Source organism: Candidatus Pelagibacter sp. PS_28 (assembly GCF_059417885.1).
In genome coordinates, this window is sequence record NZ_CM182070.1 from 779,680 (window position 1) to 803,045 (window position 23,366).

The 23,366-nt window shown below is 29.1% G+C and carries 25 protein-coding genes; 6 read left to right on the forward strand and 19 right to left on the reverse strand.

Annotation, left to right across the window (positions count from 1 at the left end; translation table 11 throughout):
* Nucleotides 1–8 precede the first annotated feature (8 nt).
* Together AC5SMR_RS04265 and AC5SMR_RS04270 are read right to left on the reverse strand one after the other, a co-directional pair.
* Nucleotides 9–1,457 (reverse strand): sodium:solute symporter family transporter, encoded by a 1,449-nt coding sequence (locus AC5SMR_RS04265; RefSeq protein ID WP_271499598.1) that lies wholly within the window; start codon nucleotides 1,455–1,457, stop codon nucleotides 9–11.
* A 108-nt stretch (nucleotides 1,458–1,565) separates the two neighbouring features.
* On the reverse strand, nucleotides 1,566–2,081 hold the full coding sequence (locus tag AC5SMR_RS04270) for a hypothetical protein (RefSeq protein WP_494576255.1): 516 nt from the start codon (nucleotides 2,079–2,081) through the stop codon (nucleotides 1,566–1,568).
* Nucleotides 2,082–2,144: 63 nt separating this feature from the next.
* Between AC5SMR_RS04270 and AC5SMR_RS04275 the strand changes: the two genes are divergently transcribed.
* Nucleotides 2,145–2,369 (forward strand): DUF2798 domain-containing protein, encoded by a 225-nt coding sequence (locus AC5SMR_RS04275; protein ID WP_271499606.1) that lies wholly within the window; start codon nucleotides 2,145–2,147, stop codon nucleotides 2,367–2,369.
* Here AC5SMR_RS04275 and AC5SMR_RS04280 read toward each other — a convergent pair.
* A complete protein-coding gene (locus tag AC5SMR_RS04280) occupies nucleotides 2,366–4,795 on the reverse strand; it encodes an FAD-dependent oxidoreductase (protein WP_494576257.1) in 2,430 nt (809 codons plus the stop codon). The genes AC5SMR_RS04275 and AC5SMR_RS04280 overlap by 4 nt on opposite strands.
* Before the next feature lie 50 nt (nucleotides 4,796–4,845).
* Nucleotides 4,846–5,289 (reverse strand): c-type cytochrome, encoded by a 444-nt coding sequence (locus tag AC5SMR_RS04285; protein WP_494576259.1) that lies wholly within the window; start codon nucleotides 5,287–5,289, stop codon nucleotides 4,846–4,848.
* A 3-nt stretch (nucleotides 5,290–5,292) separates the two neighbouring features.
* Here AC5SMR_RS04285 and AC5SMR_RS04290 point away from each other — a divergent pair, with 3 nt between their 5' ends.
* Nucleotides 5,293–5,835, forward strand: a complete 543-nt coding sequence (locus AC5SMR_RS04290; protein ID WP_494576261.1) for a cytochrome b — start codon at nucleotides 5,293–5,295, stop codon at nucleotides 5,833–5,835.
* Nucleotides 5,836–5,838: 3 nt separating this feature from the next.
* Here the strand turns inward: AC5SMR_RS04290 and AC5SMR_RS04295 are convergent, their stop codons facing one another.
* Nucleotides 5,839–6,543: a formylglycine-generating enzyme family protein gene (locus AC5SMR_RS04295; protein ID WP_494576263.1), complete on the reverse strand. Its 705-nt coding sequence runs from the start codon at nucleotides 6,541–6,543 to the stop codon at nucleotides 5,839–5,841.
* Nucleotides 6,519–7,232 carry a methyltransferase domain-containing protein gene (locus AC5SMR_RS04300; RefSeq protein WP_494576265.1) on the reverse strand — a complete coding sequence of 238 codons (714 nt, stop codon included), beginning with the start codon at nucleotides 7,230–7,232 and terminating at the stop codon, nucleotides 6,519–6,521. Before AC5SMR_RS04300 ends, AC5SMR_RS04295 begins: the two co-directional genes overlap by 25 nt.
* 51 nt (nucleotides 7,233–7,283) lie before the next feature.
* Between AC5SMR_RS04300 and AC5SMR_RS04305 the strand changes: the two genes are divergently transcribed.
* Genes AC5SMR_RS04305 through AC5SMR_RS04315 form a run of 3 tightly spaced genes read left to right on the forward strand, consistent with a single transcriptional unit; the run spans nucleotide 7,284 to nucleotide 10,607 of the window.
* Nucleotides 7,284–8,237 carry an ADP-ribosylglycohydrolase family protein gene (locus AC5SMR_RS04305; protein ID WP_494576267.1) on the forward strand — a complete coding sequence of 318 codons (954 nt, stop codon included), beginning with the start codon at nucleotides 7,284–7,286 and terminating at the stop codon, nucleotides 8,235–8,237.
* Nucleotides 8,238–9,557, forward strand: a complete 1,320-nt coding sequence (locus tag AC5SMR_RS04310) for an MATE family efflux transporter (RefSeq protein WP_494576269.1) — start codon at nucleotides 8,238–8,240, stop codon at nucleotides 9,555–9,557.
* A 36-nt stretch (nucleotides 9,558–9,593) separates the two neighbouring features.
* The gene (locus AC5SMR_RS04315) at nucleotides 9,594–10,607 is read left to right on the forward strand and encodes an MBL fold metallo-hydrolase (protein ID WP_494576271.1); all 1,014 of its coding nucleotides are present in this window, start codon (nucleotides 9,594–9,596) and stop codon (nucleotides 10,605–10,607) included.
* A 9-nt stretch (nucleotides 10,608–10,616) separates the two neighbouring features.
* On the opposite strand, the gene AC5SMR_RS04320 is transcribed toward AC5SMR_RS04315, so the two are convergent.
* The 10 genes from AC5SMR_RS04320 to AC5SMR_RS04365 all read right to left on the reverse strand — a co-directional run bounded on the left by AC5SMR_RS04320 (nucleotide 10,617) and on the right by AC5SMR_RS04365 (nucleotide 19,235).
* Complete coding sequence (locus AC5SMR_RS04320) at nucleotides 10,617–11,042, reverse strand: SprT-like domain-containing protein (RefSeq protein WP_494576273.1); 426 nt, start codon at nucleotides 11,040–11,042, stop codon at nucleotides 10,617–10,619.
* A 138-nt stretch (nucleotides 11,043–11,180) separates the two neighbouring features.
* Nucleotides 11,181–11,549 carry a TlpA family protein disulfide reductase gene (locus AC5SMR_RS04325; protein ID WP_271615669.1) on the reverse strand — a complete coding sequence of 123 codons (369 nt, stop codon included), beginning with the start codon at nucleotides 11,547–11,549 and terminating at the stop codon, nucleotides 11,181–11,183.
* A gap of 44 nt (nucleotides 11,550–11,593) precedes the next feature.
* Complete coding sequence (locus AC5SMR_RS04330) at nucleotides 11,594–12,541, reverse strand: DMT family transporter (RefSeq protein WP_494576275.1); 948 nt, start codon at nucleotides 12,539–12,541, stop codon at nucleotides 11,594–11,596.
* Nucleotides 12,511–12,828 carry an AzlD domain-containing protein gene (locus AC5SMR_RS04335; protein ID WP_494576277.1) on the reverse strand — a complete coding sequence of 106 codons (318 nt, stop codon included), beginning with the start codon at nucleotides 12,826–12,828 and terminating at the stop codon, nucleotides 12,511–12,513. The genes AC5SMR_RS04330 and AC5SMR_RS04335 overlap by 31 nt, the downstream gene beginning before the upstream one ends.
* Nucleotides 12,828–13,526: an AzlC family ABC transporter permease gene (locus AC5SMR_RS04340; protein WP_494576279.1), complete on the reverse strand. Its 699-nt coding sequence runs from the start codon at nucleotides 13,524–13,526 to the stop codon at nucleotides 12,828–12,830. Before AC5SMR_RS04340 ends, AC5SMR_RS04335 begins: the two co-directional genes overlap by 1 nt.
* A gap of 19 nt (nucleotides 13,527–13,545) precedes the next feature.
* Entirely contained in the window at nucleotides 13,546–14,604 is a 1,059-nt protein-coding gene (locus tag AC5SMR_RS04345; protein WP_494576281.1) for an ABC transporter ATP-binding protein, read from the reverse strand.
* A 4-nt stretch (nucleotides 14,605–14,608) separates the two neighbouring features.
* Complete coding sequence (locus AC5SMR_RS04350) at nucleotides 14,609–16,225, reverse strand: ABC transporter permease (protein ID WP_494576283.1); 1,617 nt, start codon at nucleotides 16,223–16,225, stop codon at nucleotides 14,609–14,611.
* A 74-nt stretch (nucleotides 16,226–16,299) separates the two neighbouring features.
* Nucleotides 16,300–17,319, reverse strand: coding sequence for an extracellular solute-binding protein (locus AC5SMR_RS04355; RefSeq protein WP_494576285.1), 1,020 nt, complete (start codon nucleotides 17,317–17,319; stop codon nucleotides 16,300–16,302).
* A gap of 435 nt (nucleotides 17,320–17,754) precedes the next feature.
* The gene (gene aceA, locus AC5SMR_RS04360) at nucleotides 17,755–19,029 is read right to left on the reverse strand and encodes an isocitrate lyase (RefSeq protein WP_494576287.1); all 1,275 of its coding nucleotides are present in this window, start codon (nucleotides 19,027–19,029) and stop codon (nucleotides 17,755–17,757) included.
* Between the two features lie 44 nt (nucleotides 19,030–19,073).
* Nucleotides 19,074–19,235, reverse strand: a complete 162-nt coding sequence (locus AC5SMR_RS04365; protein ID WP_494576289.1) for a hypothetical protein — start codon at nucleotides 19,233–19,235, stop codon at nucleotides 19,074–19,076.
* 111 nt (nucleotides 19,236–19,346) lie between these two features.
* On the opposite strand from AC5SMR_RS04365, the gene AC5SMR_RS04370 reads away from it, so the two are divergent.
* Nucleotides 19,347–20,780 (forward strand): helix-turn-helix domain-containing protein, encoded by a 1,434-nt coding sequence (locus AC5SMR_RS04370; RefSeq protein ID WP_494576291.1) that lies wholly within the window; start codon nucleotides 19,347–19,349, stop codon nucleotides 20,778–20,780.
* Here AC5SMR_RS04370 and AC5SMR_RS04375 read toward each other — a convergent pair whose 3' ends face one another.
* The 3 genes from AC5SMR_RS04375 to folE are packed head-to-tail and all read right to left on the reverse strand — an operon-like array spanning nucleotide 20,781 to nucleotide 23,301.
* Complete coding sequence (locus AC5SMR_RS04375; RefSeq protein WP_271479778.1) at nucleotides 20,781–21,671, reverse strand: LysR family transcriptional regulator; 891 nt, start codon at nucleotides 21,669–21,671, stop codon at nucleotides 20,781–20,783.
* On the reverse strand, nucleotides 21,671–22,672 hold the full coding sequence (locus AC5SMR_RS04380) for an oxidoreductase (RefSeq protein WP_494576293.1): 1,002 nt from the start codon (nucleotides 22,670–22,672) through the stop codon (nucleotides 21,671–21,673). The genes AC5SMR_RS04375 and AC5SMR_RS04380 overlap by 1 nt, the downstream gene beginning before the upstream one ends.
* Nucleotides 22,673–22,692: 20 nt before the next feature.
* Complete coding sequence (folE, locus tag AC5SMR_RS04385; RefSeq protein WP_271627265.1) at nucleotides 22,693–23,301, reverse strand: GTP cyclohydrolase I FolE; 609 nt, start codon at nucleotides 23,299–23,301, stop codon at nucleotides 22,693–22,695.
* Between the last annotated feature and the right edge of the window lie 65 nt (nucleotides 23,302–23,366).

The following is a 23,366-nucleotide window of genomic DNA, read 5'->3' on the forward strand; positions in this document are numbered from 1 at the left end:
TATTAGATCTATTTTTTAGATCCTTTTATTTTCCAAAATATTACGGGCAAAAAAGTTGCAATAATAAAAGATAAAAACAATAATGATTGAGAGACAAAAGTTGGAAAAGTATCTGCTGGTAAAATTATACCAACTAACAAGCTCTTTGAAAAATCAGGAGCTGGGAATAAAAGAAACCCTCCAATTAATCCAATAATAATTGAGATGTATGCTGTTTTTTCATTCAACTTCTTATTATAGAAACTATAAAAAACAGTAAGTACAAACGCACAACAAAATAAATCGGCAAGCAAAAATAAGTATAAAACACTAAATCCTTTTGAAGCGATTGCAAAAGCTATAATTGAAAGCACTACTATAAAATATTTTGAAAGAGTTAAATAATTAGTTTTTTTATTTAAATTAAAAGTTGCTTTACCATCAACCACTATTAAGCTTGATATTGCATTGACCAATGTATCAACAGTACTAATTGTCAATGATAAACCAAGTATCACAATTATTAATGATAAAAATTCTGTCTGTTCACTTAATAATAAAGAAAAGAAACCAAGGTCAGGAATAACTTTTGGATTAGCTGATACTGCAACTAAACCACTAAAGCCCATAAAAAAAACAATTGGAATAATTACAATAAATGCAACAATCAAACTTTTCTTTAAAACTTCGTTATTTTTTGCTGCATAAACTCTTTGCCAATTTCCTTGATGAAAAAGATTGGTTGCAGCAACCGCGATAAAGAACGTTAATCCTGCAGTATAGTTTGGAATATAACTCGCACTTAATAAGTGAGGACTTTTTTCTTTAATAAATGAGAAAGAAAACTGATCCCCTGTAAATGATGTTAGATAAAATACTGAAATTAATAATAAAGCTACAATTACTATCATTTGAATATTATCTGTAAAAATTGAAGCTCTCAATCCACCGTATAAAGTGTAAGCAAGCGTTGCGATCAGAATAATTAAAGAGGTGACCCAAAGTTCAGTTCCTGAAATATAATTTATCAATATTGCAACTGCAGTAACTTCAGCACATAAAAAGACGAACATATAAAATACTGTCATAAGCAAAATAAGTTTAAATAAACTCTTTCCAAATCTTTTTCTTAAAAATTCAATTAACGTTGAACCTTTTGGAAAGTCAGTTCTTATTTTTTTTCCAAGTGAAATTAAAAAAATCATTGGAAATGCTGTTCCTAATGCATAACCAATCACAGCGCCTATTCCACCCCATGTGGCAGCAGATGCTGGACCAAATAAAATCCAAGCCCCAAGCGCTGATGCAATTAGGCTTGTTGTTAGTGAAAAGAAACCAATGTTTCTATTCGCTGTTAGATAATTGTTAATCCCTTGATATTTTTTAGAGTAAATTAATCCAACTATTGTAAAGATTAAGCTTATAGTTATGACGAGTGTTAATGATGTACCTTGATTTATAAAGTATGTTTTATCCATTGTTCTCCCTTTCTGAATTACCGGACAGGTTATTAGGGTTTATTCTCAGTCAGTTACGACACCCCTAACAATTTTTATAGACTATAATTTAGAATATTAAAGAGAAACTTATTGTTTAGTATCTAATATTTCTAAAGGTAATGGTGCTTCAGGGTACTTTTCCTTACACAATTTTTCATAATTTTTGCAAAGAGTACTTACTGTTTCATGTGCTTCATCTTTTGAAATTAAAAATTTAATTAAAGTATCTCTCTCAAGTTCGATTTCTTTAATATCTGCTCCTCTTAAATATTCACCAGTTTCAACTTCCCAGTAGGTATCATTTAATTCACCAATATCTAAAGTATTAAGTTTATTCTGGAGTTCAATAATAATCTCATCGTTCGTTTTACTATCTTTCATTGGAGAGTTAACTAATTTTCCTAAACACTTATCCTTAAGATCATCTAAAAAGGTATTGTAAGGTTTGCCTTCAGCTAAACCTTGAAAGTGATTACTTTCAAAGTATTTGTTGATTGCAGCATTGGTTGAAATTTTATTCTTCCCCTTAGCAACTGCTACTTGAACGTAAACTTCCTGACTAATATACTCATTTAGATACTCTTTAATTTTATCAGATAGCATTTTATAAATTTTTACTTAATAAGCTTAATTGTATAATTCATCAAATAATATAGACAAGCATTAATGATTTCAAAAAAATATTATTCAATTATTTTTGTATTTTTTATTAGTTTGGGAATGTCAGTATTTATGTCTTGTGTAATCACTATTGTTAACACTGGTCTTGAAGGAGATTTTCTTCATCGTTGGGGTACTGCTTGGCTATTTGCTTTTCCACTTGCTTTCTTAGCTGGAAATTTTTTTTCACCAATCTCGAGAAAACTTACCGATAAACTAACTAAATCTTAACTTTTCAATCTTAAATTTTTAGGATCGAATGCTGGCTCTTCAATAATTTTTGATTTTATTTTTTGTCCCTGAATATCTATTAGAAATTCAGTTCCAACTTTTACTAAATTAGAATTCACATATGCAAAGGCTAAACTTTTGTTTACCCTAAATCCATAAGCACCAGAAGTAGTTAAGCCAACTCTTTCATTGTTATGGTACACTGGCTCATTACCCAAAACATCTGCTGTATTTGCCTCTACCTCTAAATAAACTAGTTTTATTTTAATTCCTTCTTTTAATTTTTTATCAATTGCTTTTGATCCAATAAATTCACTTTTTTTATCTAAGTTAAAAAACCGATCTAAACCTGCTTCAACTATACTAATTTCAGGAGTTAATTCAGTTCCCCAACCACGATATCCTTTTTCCATTCTCATTGAATTCATAGCATGAGATCCAAAATTTATTATTTTTAAATTTTGACCTGCGTCCATTAATAAATCATAAAGTTTTTCTAATTTATTCATTGAAACGTGAAGTTCCCAACCTAATTCTCCCATGTAATTCACTCTTAAAGCTAAAACTTTTATATTATTAATTTCAATTTCTTTTGCTTTTAACCAAGGGAAATTTTCATTTTCAATACTTTCCTTTGTGGTTTTTGCTAGTACTTCTCTTGATTTTGGACCAATTAATCCAAGAACACCATATTCATTGGTAATATTTTTAATATCAACTTTTTCATTTTTTAATTTATTTTGATTAAACCAATCTAAATCTCTTATTTCAGATAATGCTGCAGATAAGCCATAGTAATGATTTTCTTTTACTTTAGTGATAGTTAGCTCACTTTGAATTCTACCAATTTTATTATTTATATGTGTTAAGGCTATACTGCCATTTTTTTTTGGAATAATATTTGAGCAAAGTCTATCTAGAAAAGTGGAGCTATCCTCCCCTGTTATTTCATATTTAGAAAAAGTGCTTAAATCTATAATTCCAACATGTTCTGAAACATGCTCACATTCTTTTTGAATTATAGAATGTATGTTGTTTCTACTATAGCTTAACTCTTCTGTTATATTTTCTTTATTAAACCAAGCAGGTTTTTCCCAGCCATATAAATCGTAATATTCGGCTCCTTGATCTTTTAATTTTTTATAAATACCTGATGTTTTCATTGGTCTTCCAGCTGCAACTGTCTCGTGAGGCATAGGTGTTACATACATTCTTCTGTATTGCTCTTTTGATTTCTCAATTGAATAATTTTTATTAACCCAACTCATGTATCTACGAGGTTCAAATTCAAGCATATTAATTTCAGAGTCTCCATGAACAATTTGTTGTGCCATATATTTTCCAGCTCCTCCACCATGAGCTATTCCAATACTAGCTGCACAAAACATCCAAAAATTTTTAAGACCCGGCGCAGGTCCTGCTAAAAAATTGTCATCTGGTGTGTGTGTGATCGGTCCACAAATTATTTTTTTGATACCCACATCTTTAAATTCAGGAATTCTATCCATCCCCTTTTCGAGATGCTTTTCAATTCTATCTAGATCAGGCTCAAGTAACTCCATATCAAATTTCCAATCCATTCCATCTAAAGCCCAAGCTTCTACATCTTGTTCGTAAGGACCAATTAATAATCCTTTTCCTTCTTGTCTTAAATAAGATGAGGAATCTGGATCTCTTACAACAGGGAGTTCTTTTTCTAATTTTTCAATTGCTTGATGAGACTCAGTTACTAAATATTGGTGAACCATATTAATACTTGGAATGTTTTTTAGTCCAGCCATTTCACCTACTTCAGGACAAAAACTTCCCGCAGCATTTACAACGTGCTCACAAGTAATTTCACCTTTTTCAGTAATTAACTTCCATTCCTTTGATGGTAATTGTTTAATGTTTGTTACTCTATTGTTACGATAAATTTTAGCACCAGCATCTCTTGCACCTTTTGCCATTGCGTTAGTTGTGCTTGTGGGGTCTGTATATCCATCTTCTGGTGTGTAAAATGCACCAACGATTCCATCTAATTTAATAAATGGATGATATTTTTTAATTTCATTTGTAGTAATAATTTCACAAGGAGAGCCTACTACGTCTAATATACCTTTAGTGTGATGGAACCATTCAAGGTCTTCTTTCTTATAAGCAAGCCTTAAACTGCCCGTTTCATGAAAACCTGTAGCTTGACCAGTTTCTTTTTCTAAAGATTTATATAAGTTTGTTGAATGTAAATGAATTTTTGCAAGGCTTAAACTGCTTAACATATGAGGACATTGCCCAGCTGCATGCCAAGTTGATCCCGACGTAAGTTCACTCTTCTCAATTAAAACAATGTCTGTCCAACCTTCATTAGTTAAATGATATAAGAGACTAACACCCATTATACCACCACCTATAATGGCTAATTTTGCATGAGACTGAATTTTATCCATGATTAATAAAAGATATCATTCAAGAAATGGATTTACTATTTAAATTTTATTTAGTGCTCAGCTCTAAATTTCGAGTGACAAGATTTACAACTACTCCACATATATTTTCCAAGAGTTGCCTTCATATCTTCTGTTTCATCAATAGCAGATGTTAACTCAATCATATTACTTGAAGCTTTTGTCATTAATAAATTAAATTCATCTTTATTTTCCCAAATAGAAGGTAGTGCTTCTGTTTCAAATCCAGTTTTTGAATTTTCAGAGAAGAGATCTAATAATCTTTTATAATTATCACTCATTTCAATCATTAATATTTTTGCTTCATCTAAACTTCCATTAGATGCAAGACTATTAATTCTTTTTGCCGTTTTGTAATTTTTACTAAAAATAGATTGTCTTTCTTTAATAATCTCTTCTGCTGTTTGCTCAGAAAAAGCACTGAAAGTATAAAATAATATAAAGATAAAAAATAAAGTATTTTTAATTAATGTCATAATATGTTTAATTTAAACATGTCTATATTTAATAACATATCAAAATATGGATTACTTGCCAAATTAATCCATTGGCTAACTGCCGCAGGATTACTAATTCAAATACCACTAGGCTTTTACTTGGTAGATTTAGACTTTGATCAAACTAGGGTTGATATAGAAAATTATCATATATTATTTGGATTAATCCTATTTTATACAACTCTAATAAGGCTGACTTTTAAACTATTATCTCCTACACCAAATTTCAATGACAATGCTTTTCCTGGTCAAAAACTTCTAGCAAAGTTAAACCACTTTTTTTTATATTTAGCTTTATTAACAATAACTATATCGGGTATTTTTAAGAAATTATTTAATGGTGAAAGCTTAGTTATTTTTTTCAAAAAAGTTAATCTAACTTATAATTTTGAGCTCTCAGAACAGTTTTATTCAATTCACATATTAGCAAACTACATTCTAATTGGTTTAATAAGTCTTCATATTCTAGCGGTACTGTTTCATAAATTTTTATTAAAAGAGAATATTTTAAAGAGAATTTTATAATTTTTAATTATCAAATGCACATCTAAAACCAACATAGATTGCATAAAAGTTCGAGGGTTTATATTGAGCTCCATTAATACTGGTCTTTGAACCTCCATACCACCAGGAGGCCCCCGCTGTTAAAGAATTATTTTTTTCTTGATCTTCCACCCACTCCCAAACATTACCACCCATAGCGACTAATCCATTTACGCCTTCTGGCAATATTGTGACATCTACATGCTTGTCATAATTTAATAAACCTTGGGAGTTCATTTCTTTAGCTATATCTCCACTAGGGTATCTATAAGTTTTATCTTTAATAAATTTATCAGAATTAAATATTTGAGTGTAAGCAGCATAAGACCACTCCTCAAATGTAGGTAATCGGCCATTCATAAATTTACAATAATTTTCAACTTCAAATCTACTTAAATGAACAGCAGGCTCTAATTCACTATCAGGTTTTTTTCCATAGGGTGTTTTAAAATTCCAATTATCACGTTTTACCCAACCAGTACCCCATTCGTACCCACCACCATTTTTTTCAGCTTCTGTAATGACTTGGTTTTTAATTGTATAATTATTAAACTCCATAATTGTTACTTCATATTTATTTAGTGAAAATTTTCCAAAGTTAATTTTCTCATTTTCAAAACTAAATACTTTAATTGGTAAGATTAATAAAAATATCGAGAAATACTTTATACTTTTGAAAATATTATACATTTAAGTTTATCGTTGAATAAAATATTTTTTTTATATTTTAGGTTAATTTCATTAATGCCATTTAAAATTTGAAGTGAACTAAGCTTTAATAAAGTTGATATATAACGTTGTCTTATCATCTTTAAGTAAATATTTTTTTTGATATTAACTTTAAAATTAAATTTGATGATAGTTTTTTTAATATTAAGTTGAAGTAGTTTTTTCCAAATAAGATTGTCTCTTTTAAATGATTGAGTAAGTTTTTGTTTCATTAGAAAAAATGTAGGTATTTCATTATCTTTTGTATCTAAGGTTAAGATTAAAATAATTCCTCCAATGTTCAAACTAGAATATGAGTGGGCTAAAATCTTCTTAATATCTTTTAAATTAAATAAATGAATAGTTTGCTTGATCAGTATTAAATCAAATTTTTTTTTATTATTCTTAAGATATTTGATTGCATTTGTTTTTTTAAAAATGATTCTTTTGTCAAAATCTTTGTGATTTTCAATATCAAGTCCAACAGGCTTATTAATTAATTTGAGTTTAGAGGATAACGAGCCCATTATCTTACCTCGGCCACAACCAATATCTAGAATTTTTGAGTGTTTAGTTAGTTTTTTTTGTTTTAATAAAAAATTATTGAATGATTGGATATATTTAGCTGATGAAATCCAAGTTTTGTTATCCCAATTTTTTATACTTAACATTACCTAATTTAAAACATTTTAACTTATATTTAAATAAAGTATTAGTAACTCATGTTTAAAAAGTTACATATATTTCTTGGCGCAACTGTTGCAGATGCAGCAGCCCGACCTTTGCATTGGGTCTATGATGAAAAAAAACTAAAATCATATATTAAAGGAAAAAAGAATATTGCATTCTTTAAACAAAATAGATCTCCATTCTATTCTATAAAAACAGGAGAAGTTTCTGGTTACAATGATGTAGGTCAAGTAATGTTTAAAACATTAATTAAGACCACTAATCATAAAGAGGTTATTAAACTTTTTAAAAAGAATATTGTCAAAAATTTTGGACCAGGGTCAAGATATTGGAAAAATTTATCTTTAAGAAAAAAATACAAAAAAATTAAATGGAAAACAGCCATGAAAGGTCCATGGATCCATCAAAATATTTTAGAAACTATCAAAAATATTAAATTAAAAAAAACTATTACAGGTGGGACTAAAGTTAACGAGTCTGATGGGTATTGTGCAAGTCTACCCTTTTATTTTTCAAGTAATTCAGAGCAAAAAACAAAACAAATTATAAGAACGGTTGCTAATGGTAAAATTAGCGAACAATTTGCTTTGGCAAAACTTAAGATTATTGATTTAGCTGATAAGGGGGACAAGGATCCAGTTAATAGCTTTTTAAGAAAAAATATAAAAAATAAATACTTTAAAAATGTCATTGAAAACATCAAAAAAGTTAAAAAGGTAAAGTCAAAACCCCATAATTTCGTTGTAAAGAAATTTGGTAAAGCTTGTAGTTATCCAGGTACTTTTAATGGAGGAATACATGCAATCATAACCTCTAAAAGTTTTAAAACTGCAGTTATTAAAACAATTAAAGCTGGTGGATGCAATTGTTCACGTGCTAATTTTGTCGGTGCTTATTTTGCAGCCTATAAAGGTTTAAAAGGTATTCCTCAAGATTGGATTAAAAAAACAAATCCTGCAAAATCTATACTGAAATTTATTGCTTAAATGCAAAACCCCTCCATTAAATACATTTTAAAATTATCTATTCCAATTTTCTTTGCAAATTTGGCTATTCCATTAGTTGGTATTATTGATACTGGTTTAATGGGTAATCTTGGTAACTTGTCATACTTATCAGCAACTTCTGTTGCTGCTAATTTATTTTCTATGATTTTTTGGAGCTTTGGGTTTTTAAGGATGGGAACTGTGGGTCTGGTTTCACAAGCGTATGGTAAAGGAGATTATACAGAAGTATTTAATATTGTTATTCGAAATTTATTCTTTGTTTTACTAATTTCATTGATCTTAATTTTATTACAAAGTTATATATTTAATCTAAGTGTGGGTATTTTTAATTTATCAGATACTACTAGGCAATTTTATCAGGATTACTTTCAAATAAGAATTTATTCAGCACCTGGTGAACTAACCCTTTATATTATAACTGGTTTATTTGTCGGATTACAGAAGACTAAAATTTCAAGTTTAGCGGTTGGTCTTTTTTCAATTCTAAATATTATTTTAAGTATTATTTTAGTTTCAAAATTTGATTTGAATATTAAAGGGGTTGCTTATGGGACCTTAGTCTCTGCACTTTTGATAGCTGCAACTTTTTTAATTTATACATTTTGGTATCTAAATAAAATGTCTAAAATCAATATCAATATTAATGAATTAATAGATCTAAATAAACTTAAAAACATTTTTAATATTAATCTAAATATATTTGTTAGAACTATATTATTAACCTTTTCATTTTTTTGGTTTACTTACCTTGGCAGTCAAATTGGTGAAGACTACATTGCAGCAAATGCTATTCTTATTAACTTGGTCTTTTTATCTGCTTTCATTCTTGATGCTTACGCATTTTCAACTGAAGGTATGGTTGGTTATTCCTTGGGTAAAAAAGATATAAACTTATTTAAAAAAATTGTTAAAAACTCTTTTATTTTAAGCACTCTTACTGGATTAATTATTTCAATAATTTATTTTTTTATTAACAAGCACGTCATTATACTAATGTCTGATATTGAAACTATTAGAAATCTAAGTTCTTCTTATGCAGTATGGCTAATACTAATGCCTTTAATTTCATCATTTTGCTATCAATTTGATGGAATATTTATTGGTGCATCACAAACAAAAGAACTTAGAAATGCTATGATTTTTTCTGTATTTTCTTATCTATTATTGTCTTTATATTTAACAAAATTAATGGGCAATACTGGTATCTGGATATCTTTATGTTTGTTTATGGTGCTAAGAGCACTATCTTTATTTTATTACTTGGACAGAATTTATCTAAGATTTAGTACTACTAAATAAATACAACTACCTCTGATAAAATGGTATTCTAAATCAATGTTATTTCGACAACTCTTTGATAAAGTCTCAAGTACATTTACATACCTAATAGCTTCTGCAAAAGGAAGAGAGGCCTTAATCATTGATCCAGTGTTAGAAAATGTTGAACAATATATTAAGCTTCTTAAAGAACTAGATTTAAAGTTAGTAAAAGTTATTGATACCCATATCCATGCTGACCATATCTCAGGTATTGCCGAACTTAGAGATAAAACAAATTGTGTTACTGTAATGGGTGACAAAACCCCTGCTGATGTAGTTGCAATGCAAGTTGCCGATGAAGAAACAATTAAAATTGATGGCTTGGAATTACAGGCAATTTATACTCCAGGTCACACCATAGAAAGTTTTAGCTTCTTTATGAATGATAGGGTTTTCACTGGAGATGCATTGTTAATTAGAGGAACTGGTAGAACAGATTTTCAAAATGGAAATGCAAGAGATTCGTATAATTCCATTTTTAACAAACTTTTAAAGCTACCTGATGAAACATTAGTTTACCCTGCTCATGATTATAAAGGAGAGATGGTCAGTACCATAATAGAAGAAAAAAAATTCAACCCAAGACTTCAAGTAAGTTCTGTAGATCAATATATTGAAATTATGAATAATTTAAATTTACCCAATCCAAGCATGATGGATGTTGCAGTTCCTAGTAACTTACAATTAGGAATAGATTTTAATAGACAAAAAGTAAATAATGGAGTCGAACCAGAAAAATTTAATAAAATTAAAAATGATGCTCAGTCAATTTTGATCGATCTTAGAGAGCAAAATGAAATAGATAAAGATGGTATGATTAAAAATAGTACAGTGGTTCGTTTTCCAGAAATTAACGAGTATCTACAACAAAACAAAAATACTTTAAAAGATAAAAGAATTTTATTTTACTGCGCACATGGCCATAGATCAACTCTAGCAGTTCAATTATCAAAATCCTATCAATTTACCAATTGTTTTCACTTAATTGGTGGTCTTAAGAATTGGAAAAAAGAAGGTTTAGATTTATAAAATTAGAATTTAATAACTTAACTTTAAATTTAATCTTTTAAATTTATTTTTAAAACTAAAAAATAATTTATTATGATTTCCCGTATCTTTTTTAATCGTTTGTTGCCACAAATGAATCATTTCATGAGATAAAGTATTTAAAAACTCCATTTTATTTTTATACTTAGGCATCATCTCAAGTACAAATTTATTTGTACCTTTTCTATAAGAGATATATTCAACACATTGCCCTGATCCTCTTACTATTCTTTTAATCATTACATCATTAAAAGGATTGAGTTTATTATTAAATAAAGATTTATTAAAAATCTTAAAGTAATTTCTAATGTCTTTAAAATTAGTAGTATATTTTTTTTCTGTTTCTATTGTGTCTCTAAGTATTCTTTTTTTTGTTATTACAATGTAGCTATCTTTAACAATTTTCTTTTTTTTCATTTTTATAGAGTGTGTAAATAAGCGTTATTAAATGGGTATAATTTCTGATTATCTACTACTAAAACTGTAATATACAAGATAATAAAATCTTTAAAATACGAATGTTTTTAACTTTATTATGATGATGTTGTTTAAAAATTAAAGAGATTTTATAGCAGAATAAATTTTGTCTTTATTCATTTGACCAATGCTTCTATAGACCTCTTTGTTATTTTGGTAAATTACAATTGTTGTCCAATAGTCAATTCCTAGCTGTTTTGCAATAGTCTTATCCTTTTCTTGCTCGAAGCTTAAAAAGAGGATGTCCTCAAAGTCTTTTTCGGCTTGATTTAGGATCTTAATTTGAGCCTTACAGGTTGTGCATGTTTCATTCCAAGAATTTATGACAACTATTTTTCCATCAAGTTGTGCTTTTTCAAAAATTTCATTATTAAAAGTAGTACTTTTATCTACAGCAAATGAGTTGAATGAAATCAGTGTAAAAATTATGATGAATATTTTTTTCATAGTCTTAATATATAAGATACAAGATTAATTAACAACTCATTGTTTTATTTTATAACTCCAATTTGTTTCTGTCTCGATATGATAATTAAACCACTAATTATAATAATTAATGCACCAATATAACTATTAGTCGAAGGAACTTCATCAAATAAAAAATATCCATAAATAATGCCCCATAAAATCACTGAATATCTAAAAGTTGATGTAACAGACACAAGAGCAATCTTGATAGTTGCAATTGAAAAAATATAACCCATTGCTAAAAAAAAAGCTGAAATGAATAAAATAAAAATATCTTTTAAGGTAAAATCATAAAATTTGTAAATACTTAATATTCCAAAAAAAATAGTCACAACAAAACACGTCATAAATGCAATTTGAAGACTATGATAATCTTTTTTAAAATTTTTTGTGTACATATCTCTAATTGAAAGCATGATTGCTGCTAAGATTGGAAATATAAAATAATAACCAAACTCTAATTTCCCTGGATTAACAACTACTACCACTCCAATAAAACCTAAAATTACAGCACTCCATCTTCTCCATCTTACTTTTTCATTCATAAATATTGCACCAAATGCAGTTAAGATAATTGGCGCCATGCTTAATAGAATATAAACTTTTGCAAAAGGTAATAAGGCAATACCTATAAAAAAAAATAATGCAGCTAAAGATTCAAGAAGCCCTCTTATCTTTAGTTCTGTTGAAGAAAAAATTAACTTAAAATTTAATTGTTTTTTTATGTAAAGAAATAATACAATAAATAGTAGTGTAAAAATCCCTCTTATAAAAATTATTTGATTTAAAACAAATATTTCATCGAAATGTTCATATATGTTTTTTACAAAAGCATCATTTGTTGCAAATGAAAACTGACATAAAAGCATATAAAGTATGCCCAATAACTCATTGTTAATTTTAACTTTAGGAAACATTTTGTGAGTAAATATAGGCTTTTTTATTGGTAATATACAAAAATCAAGAACCAATATGAGGCAAGTCCAACAAGAATGGTTGCAATAATACTTCTACTAAAATATCCAATAATTATCGCAATTATAGCTGCTAGTATCTTAGGATTACTATCAATATCCATAGATCCTGTGGCATCAAGAAATATAGGGGGGAATATTATTGCCGGAAAAATGGCTGATGGAACGTAAGACAAAACTTTTTTTGTCTTTTCGTTTAGAATATCTTTCCTTAAGAAAAAAATCATAGAAAATCTTGTTAGGTAAGTCAAAATTCCACAATAAATAATTGTCGTCCAATGCATTATTTTTTCTTCTGGTCAATTAATGTGATTATAGTAGCAACCGATAAAGCTGTCAGTGTTGCTATAATAATGTAAGCTTGAAATGGTATTGAATTATACCCAACAGTTGCAACAATTCCTGAGACTAACATTACAATAATATTTTTATACTTTCTAAAATCATCAATTAACAAAGCTAAAAATGTTAAAGATATAGTAAAACTTAAACCTAACTCTTCAGGTACTACCGATCCAAGAACTATACCTAAAATTGTTGATATCTGCCAAATAGTCCAACAGGTAAAACCAGCTCCTAATAAGTGGTAGTGTTTAAAATTATTTTCTTTATTTTTTTTAAAATAAATATTTGAAACAGCAAATGCTTGATCAATTAATACATAGGACAATATAATTTTCCATCTCAGTTTTAAGTGAGAAAGATATTCAGAAAAAACTGCACCATATAGTAAATGTCTAGAGTTTACTGCGGTAACTGATGCGATTGCAACTAATGGTGATGCGCCACCAGAAAATAATTGTAATAAAACAATTTGAGAAGCTCCACCAAAAATTATAATAGACATACCAAATGTCATATAGGCACTCAAACCCACTTCCATTCCAATAACGCCGTATATAATTCCAAACGGAACTACTGGTATCATTAAAGGGCTTACATCAATAATCCCCCTGGACAATGTTTTAAATCTTTTATTCATTTTAATTTAGGATTTTGTATTAGAAACAAACTATATGATCAATATTAATTGGTCTCTTTATACCAAATTTTTCGTCAACTTCATGCTGATGAATATGATGTGAATGAACAAAAACAGGTATTAATTTATTACTTGCAGTTTTAAGAGTATAGATAAAATTTGTTCCTCTAAATTTTCTATCCACAACTTCTAATTTTAAATTACTTTTGTCATCATGCTCAAGATCCTCAGGCTGTAATAAAAGCTGAACTTCAGATCCTTTTGGATAATGTTTAATAAAATCTCCAGTTATTGTTCCAAGATCATCATTTTCTAAACTATTTTCACCTGTAACTTTTGCTGGGATTAAAATCCCTCGATTTAAAAAATTAACCACCTCTATTGAGTTTGGAAAATGGTAAACATTATATGGGTCATCATATTGCTTAAGTTGTCCATCTAAAATTATTCCACATTTAGTTCCCAGATAAAAAGCCTCATAAGAGTCATGTGTTACAATAATTGTTGTAATTTTATGTTCTGTTAAAATTTGCTTTAATTTAACCTGTATTTCCTCTTTAAAGTTCTGATCAACATTTGAAAGGGGCTCATCTAATAACAATAAATCAGGATTAGATAGCAAAGACCTTGCTAATGAAGCTCTTTGAGCTTCTCCAGAACTTATCTGGTGTGGGTATTTATCAACAATATGCTCAATGTGCAAAAGCTTATTTATTTCATTTAAATTTAAACCTTTTTTTTTCTTTTTATTCCTATCTGCACCAAATTTTATATTTTCTAAAACAGTATAATGGGGGAAAAGTGAATTATCCTGAAACCCCATTGAGATATTTCTATTTTCAGGTTCAATATGAATATTATCAGATGACAAAATTTTATTTTTTAAGGTAATCTTTCCTGATTGTACTTTTTCTAAACCTGCAATTGTTCTAAGTATGGTAGTTTTGCCGATACCAGATGGTCCTAACAAACAAACAATGTCTCCTTGATTTTCAATTGTTAGAGAAACATTATTCACTTTACTCTGTGCACTTGCTGCAAATGTTACATTATTTATTTCTAAGAAATTTTTTGTCATAAGTTTAATCCTTAAGGATATATCTAGATGTAATTAAAATAAAGCAACTTGCAATAAGTATAAGCAGTAATGATGGCGCTGCTGCAGCTTCAAGTAAATCTTGAGAAGCATAAATATATGCTTTTGTTGCGAAGGTTTCAAAGTTAAATGGTCTCATAATCAAGGTAATCGGTAATTCCTTGATTATTTCAATTGTTAATAAAATACCTATTAATAAAACTGAATTCTTTAAATATGGAAGGTGAATATTTTTAAAAGTTTTAAATTTAGAATAACCAAGAAGATAAGCGCTCTCATCTATAGAATAATTAATTTTTAAATATCCAGATTTAATTCCATTATTTGCTAAAGAATAAAATCTTATAAAATAAATTAGAACCAATCCTAAAACAGATCCAATAAAAATAGATTTTATAGATTCTGTTCCAAGGTAATTAATCATATTAAGATCGAGCCATGAAATAAATGTTATAAATGCAACAGCTAAAATAATTCCAGGTATAGCGTATCCAGAAATAGAAAATGTGTTTAGCATTTCTAGAAATTTACTTTTTGAAACTCTATTTCCATAGTTTGAAATAAAAGCCAATAATATTAACACACAACATGATAAAAAAACCAACAACATCGTATTTGAAAATAATTGAATTAAATTTAAATCTAATAAATGTTTTGGAAAAATAATTGTCCAATATAACATTTGAAAAACTGGAAATAAAAAACTTAAGAAAAATACAACTATACAAAATAACGAAGCTGAAATTGATTTATAGCCAGATAATTGAATTACAGATTTTGATTTAAATCCTCCTTTTGAAGATGTGTGATATTGAGCTTTCTTTCTAGATAAATTTTCTAAGATAAATAACCCAAGTATAAAAATTAATAAGTAAGAGGATAACCTATTTGCTAAAGTAAGGTCATCAAAAGATATCCAAGCATTATAAATACCTGTTGTTAATGTTGATACTCCAAAAAATGAAACTGAACCAAAATCTGATAAAGTTTCCATTGCAACTAAAGAAAGGCCAGCAACTATTGCAGGTCTTGCCGAAGGTAAGATTATCTTAAAAAATGATTTTTGTTTGGAAAAGCCAAGGTTTTTTCCAAGTTCTAGTAAGTTTTGTGACTGATAATGAAATGATGCTCTAGTTAATACATAAACATAACCAAATAGTGAAAATGATATTGAAATTATCGCTCCTAACATTCCATCAAACTTAGGGATATGAGTATTATAATTTCCCTCACCCAATAAGTTTTTTAAAATTGAAAAAGCTGTTCCATAGTTTTCAAAAAAAGCGGTTAATGAGTATGCATAAATATAAGCTGGTACAGCAAAAGATAAAATTAAAGCCCATTTAAAAAAATTAACACCAGGAAATTTGTAGAATGAAACTAAATAAGCACAACCAACCCCTATGATAAAAGTTAAGGTTAAAACACCTGTCAAAAGTATTAATGAATTATAAATATAATCTAAAAGAAAAGTATTTTTTAAAACTGTTACATAGCCTCCAGTTGTTTCAAAGAAACTACTGAATACAGTTATAATGGGTACAGCTACAATTATGGATATGACAAAAGAACTAAAATACCAAATGTTAATCTTATTACCCATTTTTTAACAACGCACTAATAACATCAAGCAGGGTAATTAACTTAATATTAAAAGCGCGCTGTGTTATAACCTCTTTATTTCCACTTCGCGTTAAGCATTATCTCTAATGCGGTAGCTTGATTTTTTCCATAATTAGCTACTTTAGTTTTAAGGTCTTGTTTAAAATCAAACCCCATTTGTTTAATTAATTCATGAGGTTCAACACCTTCAATCATTGGATATTCATACGTATTATTAACAATATGTTGCTGAGCATCTTTAGTTAATAAAAACTCTAACAGTTTAATTGCGTTATCTTTATTTGGAGCATATTTTAATATTCCACCCCCACTAATATTCATATGCGTTCCCCTATCACCCTGATTTGGGAAAAATGGTAATACTTTTTTTGCAGCCTCTTGTTGCTCTGCGCCTTTACTGCCAGAAAGCATTAGTGCATAATAATAAGTATTTGCAACAGCAAGATCAGCTTCCCCAGCTGCTACAGCTAAAATCTGAGCTCTATCATTTCCTTTTGAGTCTCTAGCCATATTGTTAACCAAATTTTCTGCCCAAATAGTAGTGCTCTCTTTTCCATTATTATCTATTAATGAAGCTACTAGAGATTGATTATAAATATTATTAGATTGTCTTATAACAATTCTACCTTTCCACTTAGGATCAGCAAGACCTTCATAAGTCAATCCATTAAGATCATTGTCACTTACTCTCTCTGGAGAGTAATAAATTATTCGTGCTCTTTTAGCTATTCCTGTCCAATTTTTAGATCTAAAGTTTGCCGGTACTGCAGATTTAATTGCTGGTGACATAGAGTTTTGAAACATTCCCTTTAAATCAAAAAGTCCTAACTTCCCAGCATCAGCTGTAATATAAAGATCAGCTTTGGAATTTTTTCCCTCTTCTATAATTCTATTTTGAAGAGATTTATCTTTGCCAGATATGACATTAACTTTGATCCCAGTTTGAGATGTAAATTTATTGTAAAGCTGAATATCTGAGTCATAATGTCTTGCGCTAAAAACATTAACTTCACTAGCTAAAGCCATGATTTTAAAAAAACTCAAGGTTAATATAATAAGTATAATTTTTTTCATTTTTTCCTTTATTTTTTACCCTTGATTAGTTTAGAATGCTTATTATTAACATTGCGAATGATTATCAATCGCATTTATTGACGCAGTTTACAATGGTTAATTAAGTTAATATCCGGATAAGCAGATTACTTAGGAAAGACATGAATGCATAAAACCCTATAAAGAAATTGCAGTACATTATTGAGACAGCCCGGTTTCTAACTCTTCTTTTTCTTACAAATGGCTTATCATCAAGGTCTGAAACATCTCTTTCTCCAATTACTTGATAGTCATATGACCAACGCCATACAGAATTACCAAAACGTTCATCTGTATTATTGTAATAGATAATCCAAGCAACAATGTATCTGTGAGAAATATAGAGAATAATTAAAAGTAAACTACTTATAAACATCCAAATATATAATCATATTTAGAAAGCTTATTAAAGACTAATTAAAACTGTTCAGATTCTGTTGATCCTGCCATAGCAGTTGTAGAACTTTTTCCACTACTTATGGTATTTGAAACTGCATCAAAATAAGACGTTCCAACTTCTCGTTGGTGTTTAACACTTGTGTAACCATCTTTTTCTCTAGCAAATTCAAGCTCTTGGATTTTAGAATAAGCCGTCATTCCTTCTGTTTTATATCTTTCAGCAAGTTCAAAAATTGCAATATTTTGAGTATGAAATCCTGCAAGAGTTATAAACTGGAATTTATATCCCATCTCACTAATTTTTTGCTGAAATGTTGCAATCTCAGCATCTGATAAATGCTTTTTCCAATTGAACGAGGGAGAGCAATTGTAAGCTAATAATTTACCAGGAAACTTTTTATGAATTGCATCTGCAAACTTTTTTGCCTCTTCTAAGTTTGGTGTTGCAGTTTCACACCAGATTAAATCTGAATAAGGTGCGTATGCTAAACCTCTAGAGATTGCTTGATCAATTCCGTGTTTAACATAATAAAAACCTTCAGGAGATCTTTCTCCAGTTAAAAATGGTTTATCATTTTCGTCAAAATCATTCGTAATTAATTTTGCAGCATTAGCATCTGTTCTTGCTAAAATTATTAAGGGTACATCTGCAATATCCGCTGCAAGTCTTGCAGCTTTTAAGTTTTTAATCATAGTGCCAGTTGGAACTAAAACTTTTCCACCCATATGGCCACATTTTTTTTCGCTAGCTAATTGATCTTCAAAGTGAACTCCAGCCGCACCTGCTTTAATAAATTTTTTTGCTAATTCAAAAACATTTAATGGACCACCAAAACCTGCCTCACCATCTGCAATAATCGGCAACATATAATCTGTTCTATCTTTTGATTTCATTTCACCATCTTGTAATTCCATATGCTGAATTTGATCTGCTCTAATTAATGCATTATTCATAGACTCAACTAATTTTGGTGCACTATCATATGGATATAAAGATTGATCAGGATACATTTCACCAGCTGTATTTGCATCAGCTGCTACTTGCCATCCACTTAAATAAATTGCTTTTAATCCAGCTTTCGCATGTTGAATAGCATGGTTTCCCGATAGAGATCCCAATGTATTAATATAATTTTCAGAATTTAACAAATCCCATAATTTTTTGGATTGGTGTTTACACATAGAATATTCAATTTTGATTGAACCTCTTAATCTCTCAACCTCTTCTTGGGTATAGTCTCTTTTAATTCCTGCAAATCTTTTTAAATCGTATGAGATGTTCTCAGCACTCATTTAGTCCTTTACTGTTATGTTGTGAAAATATTTAAGTGAACGAATTAATTACTGTCGTTGATTTGATCAACTAAAGCATCCATTCCACTTGAACCCCAATCACAGTAATCATCTCTTATATAGATGCCTTTTGCATTATATTGAGAAATGTCTTCTTCTCTTATGATTTGAGCTTCATTTTCAGTGTTTTTTATTTTATCGTCCATGTAAACTTTATAATTTACTAAATTTACAAATTCCAACAAAATCGTTAAAAGCCTTGTAAAACAACATAATTTATTGTAAATTTAAATTTACAAAATTTACAAATAACTAATATGAGTCAATTAGATATTAAAATAGGTCCAAAAATAAAAGCTTTTAGAAGGCAGTTAGGGCTGCAAGCTAATAAGCTTTCAGAGGATCTGGGAATTTCTCCAAGCTATTTGAATTTAATTGAAAGTGGAAAAAGAAAAATAGATGGAGATTTATTACTTAAGGTTTGTGATAAATTAAATATCCAACTTTCAGATTTAACTTCAAAATCAGATATTAATTTAGAAAATACAATTTCAGAAATTTTAGATGATAAATTATTTGAAGACTTAGATATTCTGGGTCCTGAAGTTAAAGATCTTGTTGGCACAAACCCTAAGATCGGTAGAGCTCTTGTTAGATTAGGAGATATTCTTAAAAAGAAAGATCACGAACTAATTAATAAAATAGAAAAAATTTCAGGTAAGATAGTGGATAATAGAAAAAACTCTTTTCCTGGAGAAGTAATATCTGATTTTCTTCAACAACATAAAAACTATTTTCCGAAATTAGAAGAATTTGCAAATAAAGTTTTTGATAAAATTCAAAAAAATAACAGAACTCGATATATTGCGTTATGTGAGTATTTAAATAAAGAATATTCAATTACAGTAAAAGATATTTTACCTGAAGAAGGAAAGCCTTTTTCTAAAATCTATAATAAGAGCAAAAAAGAACTTTTGTTAAGTGATTATAGTTCCCTAGAAACAAAAAAACTTCATGCTGCTGCTCAAATTGCACAAGAAGGTGCAATGAAAGATATTGATAATTATTTATCGAAATTTTCTTTTCCATCAGATGAGTCTAAAAAATTAACTAAAGTTGCTTTATTAAATTATTGTGGTGCTGCAATTTTAATGCCCTACAAGCCCTTTCATGCTGAATGTAAAAAATTAAAGTATGACTTGGAACTTTTACAAAATACATTTGCAACTTCTTTTGAGCAAGTTGCTCACCGTGTAACATGTTTGCAAGATCCAAAATTACCTGGAATTCCTTTTCACATGTTAAGAGTTGATATGGCAGGAAATATTTCAAAAAGATTTTCTTTATCAGGAATTGATATACCAAGATATGGTGGAGCTTGTCCTAGATGGAATGTTTATTCAGCCTTTACAAGACCCGGTGTTATTCAAGCAGCAGTAAGTAAAATGACTAATGGTGAAAAATATGTGTGTATTGCAAGAACAGTTGAAAAAGGTGTCGGACGATTTGGTCAATCAAAAAGTATTTTATCAATTGGTCTTGGTTGTGACGCAAAGTATGCAAAAGATTTTGTGTACACTGAAAACATTAATGTAAGTGATAAAACTACAGAAATTCCCATTGGTGTATCTTGCAGAACTTGTGATAGATTGGATTGTCCACAAAGAGCCTTTCCACCTTTACACAAAAAATTTGATGTAGATATCAATTCTAGAGGTGTTTCAGTTTATGTTAATGACAAGTCTAGTTAATTAAGACTTCCAATCACCAATTTTACTAAACAAAAAGTTCCTAAAAGCGGTTATTCTTGCTGTGTTTTTAAGTGATTGAGGATAGACAAAGTGAGCCTCTGTTATAGGTCCTTCTGAATTAGGAAGTACTTTTATTATATTATTTGAATTTGAAACTAAATACTCTGGAAGTGCTGCAAGACCTACGCCTGCTTCAACTGCCAAAAGTAAACCCATAACACTATTAACTTTCATTACTGGTTTTCTTTTTTTACCATCTTTAATTCCAAGCTTTAAAGCCCAATCTGGATCATAGACGGGAGATGGTGCTCCTTTTCCAAATGAAATAAATTTATGTTTATTAAGATCTGAAATGGTTTTAGGCATCCCATGTTTTTCTAAATATTTATTAGAGCCATAAATATAATATTTTAAATCCACTAATTTTTTTTGAATATAATTGAGCTGCTTAGGTCTTCTCATGAAAATACCTATATCTGCTTGTCTCGTACTTAAATCCAATTCCTTATCTTCAAAAATTAATTCAATTTCTATTTCAGGGTTTAAAGTCATAAATTCTTGAATACGAGGTGTTAACCAGTGGGTACCAAAACTTCTAACTGTTGTAATAGTTAATTTACCTGTTGGTTTATTTTTTTGATCTCCTAAGGTTGACTCAACTTCTTTTAATTTACTAATTACATCATGGGCTGTTTTAAATAAATATTCACCATTTTCAGTTAATGTAAGACCTCTAGCGTGCCTTTCAAAGAGTTGCACTTTAAGATCTTGTTCTAAAGATTGAATTTGTCTACTAATTGCTGATTGACTTAAGTTTAGGTTTATTGTTGCGTTAGTGAAGCTTCCCGCTTCTGCAACTGCATGAAATATTTTTAATTTATCCCAATCCATTATTTATTAAGATCGACTATATATCTTCCGGATGTTTCACCTTTTAACATTTTTGGATATATATCTATTAAATCTTCTAAGCTTACTGTCTTTATTGATTTTTCTAATTGTTCAAAATCAATAAGACTTTTAACTTCTCCCCAAACAAACTCTCTTCTTTTAATAGATGCTGTAACAGAATTAATTCCCCAAAGTTTAACACCTCTAATAATAAAAGGCATAACTGTTGTATTTAATTTATAATCAGAAGCGTTTCCACAAGCTGCAACAATTCCATTATCTCTAGTTTGAGCAAGTGCATTAGCAAGTATCTTTCCACCAACTGTATCAACAACACCGTCCCACAAACCTTTGTCTAATGGTCTAGCGTCTTTATCTAAATCTGCTTTATTTATTATGTTTTTAGCACCTAATGATCTTAAGTATTCTTCATTTTCAGCTTTTCCAGTAACAGCTGTAACATCATAACCAAATTTATTTAAAATCATCACTGCAATACTTCCAACACCCCCGGATGCACCAGTTACTAAAACATCTTTTACTTTTTCACCTAATAGAAGTTCTTCTCGTGCTTTGATTGCAAAAGAGCATAATAATGCTGTTAGTCCAGCAGTCCCTAAGATCATTGCCTGTTTAGATGTAATGTCTTTTGGTTTTTTAACTAAGTAATCTCCATTAACTTTTGCTAACTGAGAATAACCACCAAAGTAAATTTCACCCACTCTCCAACCTGTAAGGATCACTTCATCCCCTTTTACAAATTTTGAATTATCACTTTCTAAAACAGTGCCTGCAAAATCAATTCCTGGGATATGTGGAAATTCTTTTACTAATTTTGCCCCATTATTTAAAATAAGTGCATCTTTATAGTTTAAGTCTGAATAATCTACTTGAACAAGTACATCTCCATGTTTTAAAAATGATTTATCTATTGATTTTACTTCTCGTGTAAAATTTTCACTTTCTTGATTGACAACTAATGCTTTAAAATTATCCGACATGTTTTTCTCCCTTAGGAAGGTTACTTACTAATAAATCTTAAATATCTATTCTGAATACTTAAATCTTTTTTAAACTCTCCTAAGAAATAATTTGTAACGGTTGTTGCATTTTCTTTTTTAATGCCTCTCATCGTCATACATTGGTGTGCTGCATCAATTGTAACAGCAACTCCTTTTGCATCTAATGAAGTCATTAAAGCTTGAGCAACTTGCATTGTTAATCTTTCTTGTGTCTGTAATCTTTTTGAAAAAACTTCTACTACTCTTGCAAGTTTACTTAAACCTACAACTCTTTCATTTGGAATATAGGCAACATGTGCTGTCCCAACTATTGGTGCCATGTGGTGCTCACAATGACTTGATACTGAAATATTTTTTTCAACAACCATGTCATCATAACCTTCAACATCACCAAAAGTTTTCTCTAAAATTTTATTTGCGTCCTCAGTATATCCACCAAAATATTCTTTAAATGCTTTAACAACTCTTTTTGGAGTTTCTAATAATCCTTCTCTACTAGGATCTTCGCCCATCCAAGCTAAAATAGTTTTAAAGGCCTCTTCAGCTTCTTTATCAGAAACTTTTTTGGTATCTAAAATTTTGTTATCTGTGTCTTCTACTAATTTCATAAGGCAAGTTTATACAGTAAATCATTGTTTTTAAAATATTTAATATATTCCTCAATATGCTACAT

Bases quoted from the DNA above. Each gene is read 5' to 3' on its own strand.
- AC5SMR_RS04320 (WP_494576273.1), bottom strand. From the start codon at position 11,042: ATGAAAAAAAAGAAAATTGTTAAAGATAGCTACATTGTAATAACAAAA.
- AC5SMR_RS04300 (WP_494576265.1), bottom strand. From the start codon at position 7,232: ATGTTAAGTATAAAAAATTGGGATAACAAAACTTGGATTTCATCAGCT.
- AC5SMR_RS04370 (WP_494576291.1), top strand. From the start codon at position 19,347: ATGAGTCAATTAGATATTAAAATAGGTCCAAAAATAAAAGCTTTTAGA.
- AC5SMR_RS04380 (WP_494576293.1), bottom strand. From the start codon at position 22,672: ATGTCGGATAATTTTAAAGCATTAGTTGTCAATCAAGAAAGTGAAAAT.
- AC5SMR_RS04375 (WP_271479778.1), bottom strand. From the start codon at position 21,671: ATGGATTGGGATAAATTAAAAATATTTCATGCAGTTGCAGAAGCGGGA.
- AC5SMR_RS04355 (WP_494576285.1), bottom strand. From the start codon at position 17,319: ATGAAAAAAATTATACTTATTATATTAACCTTGAGTTTTTTTAAAATC.
- AC5SMR_RS04275 (WP_271499606.1), top strand. From the start codon at position 2,145: ATGATTTCAAAAAAATATTATTCAATTATTTTTGTATTTTTTATTAGT.
- AC5SMR_RS04290 (WP_494576261.1), top strand. From the start codon at position 5,293: ATGTTTAATTTAAACATGTCTATATTTAATAACATATCAAAATATGGA.
- AC5SMR_RS04350 (WP_494576283.1), bottom strand. From the start codon at position 16,225: ATGGGTAATAAGATTAACATTTGGTATTTTAGTTCTTTTGTCATATCC.
- aceA (WP_494576287.1), bottom strand. From the start codon at position 19,029: ATGAGTGCTGAGAACATCTCATACGATTTAAAAAGATTTGCAGGAATT.
- AC5SMR_RS04265 (WP_271499598.1), bottom strand. From the start codon at position 1,457: ATGGATAAAACATACTTTATAAATCAAGGTACATCATTAACACTCGTC.
- folE (WP_271627265.1), bottom strand. From the start codon at position 23,301: ATGAAATTAGTAGAAGACACAGATAACAAAATTTTAGATACCAAAAAA.
- AC5SMR_RS04280 (WP_494576257.1), bottom strand. From the start codon at position 4,795: ATGGATAAAATTCAGTCTCATGCAAAATTAGCCATTATAGGTGGTGGT.
- AC5SMR_RS04345 (WP_494576281.1), bottom strand. From the start codon at position 14,604: ATGACAAAAAATTTCTTAGAAATAAATAATGTAACATTTGCAGCAAGT.
- AC5SMR_RS04365 (WP_494576289.1), bottom strand. From the start codon at position 19,235: ATGGACGATAAAATAAAAAACACTGAAAATGAAGCTCAAATCATAAGA.
- AC5SMR_RS04305 (WP_494576267.1), top strand. From the start codon at position 7,284: ATGTTTAAAAAGTTACATATATTTCTTGGCGCAACTGTTGCAGATGCA.
- AC5SMR_RS04325 (WP_271615669.1), bottom strand. From the start codon at position 11,549: ATGAAAAAAATATTCATCATAATTTTTACACTGATTTCATTCAACTCA.
- AC5SMR_RS04285 (WP_494576259.1), bottom strand. From the start codon at position 5,289: ATGACATTAATTAAAAATACTTTATTTTTTATCTTTATATTATTTTAT.
- AC5SMR_RS04335 (WP_494576277.1), bottom strand. From the start codon at position 12,828: ATGCATTGGACGACAATTATTTATTGTGGAATTTTGACTTACCTAACA.
- AC5SMR_RS04310 (WP_494576269.1), top strand. From the start codon at position 8,238: ATGCAAAACCCCTCCATTAAATACATTTTAAAATTATCTATTCCAATT.
- AC5SMR_RS04315 (WP_494576271.1), top strand. From the start codon at position 9,594: ATGTTATTTCGACAACTCTTTGATAAAGTCTCAAGTACATTTACATAC.
- AC5SMR_RS04295 (WP_494576263.1), bottom strand. From the start codon at position 6,543: ATGTATAATATTTTCAAAAGTATAAAGTATTTCTCGATATTTTTATTA.
- AC5SMR_RS04270 (WP_494576255.1), bottom strand. From the start codon at position 2,081: ATGCTATCTGATAAAATTAAAGAGTATCTAAATGAGTATATTAGTCAG.
- AC5SMR_RS04340 (WP_494576279.1), bottom strand. From the start codon at position 13,526: ATGAATAAAAGATTTAAAACATTGTCCAGGGGGATTATTGATGTAAGC.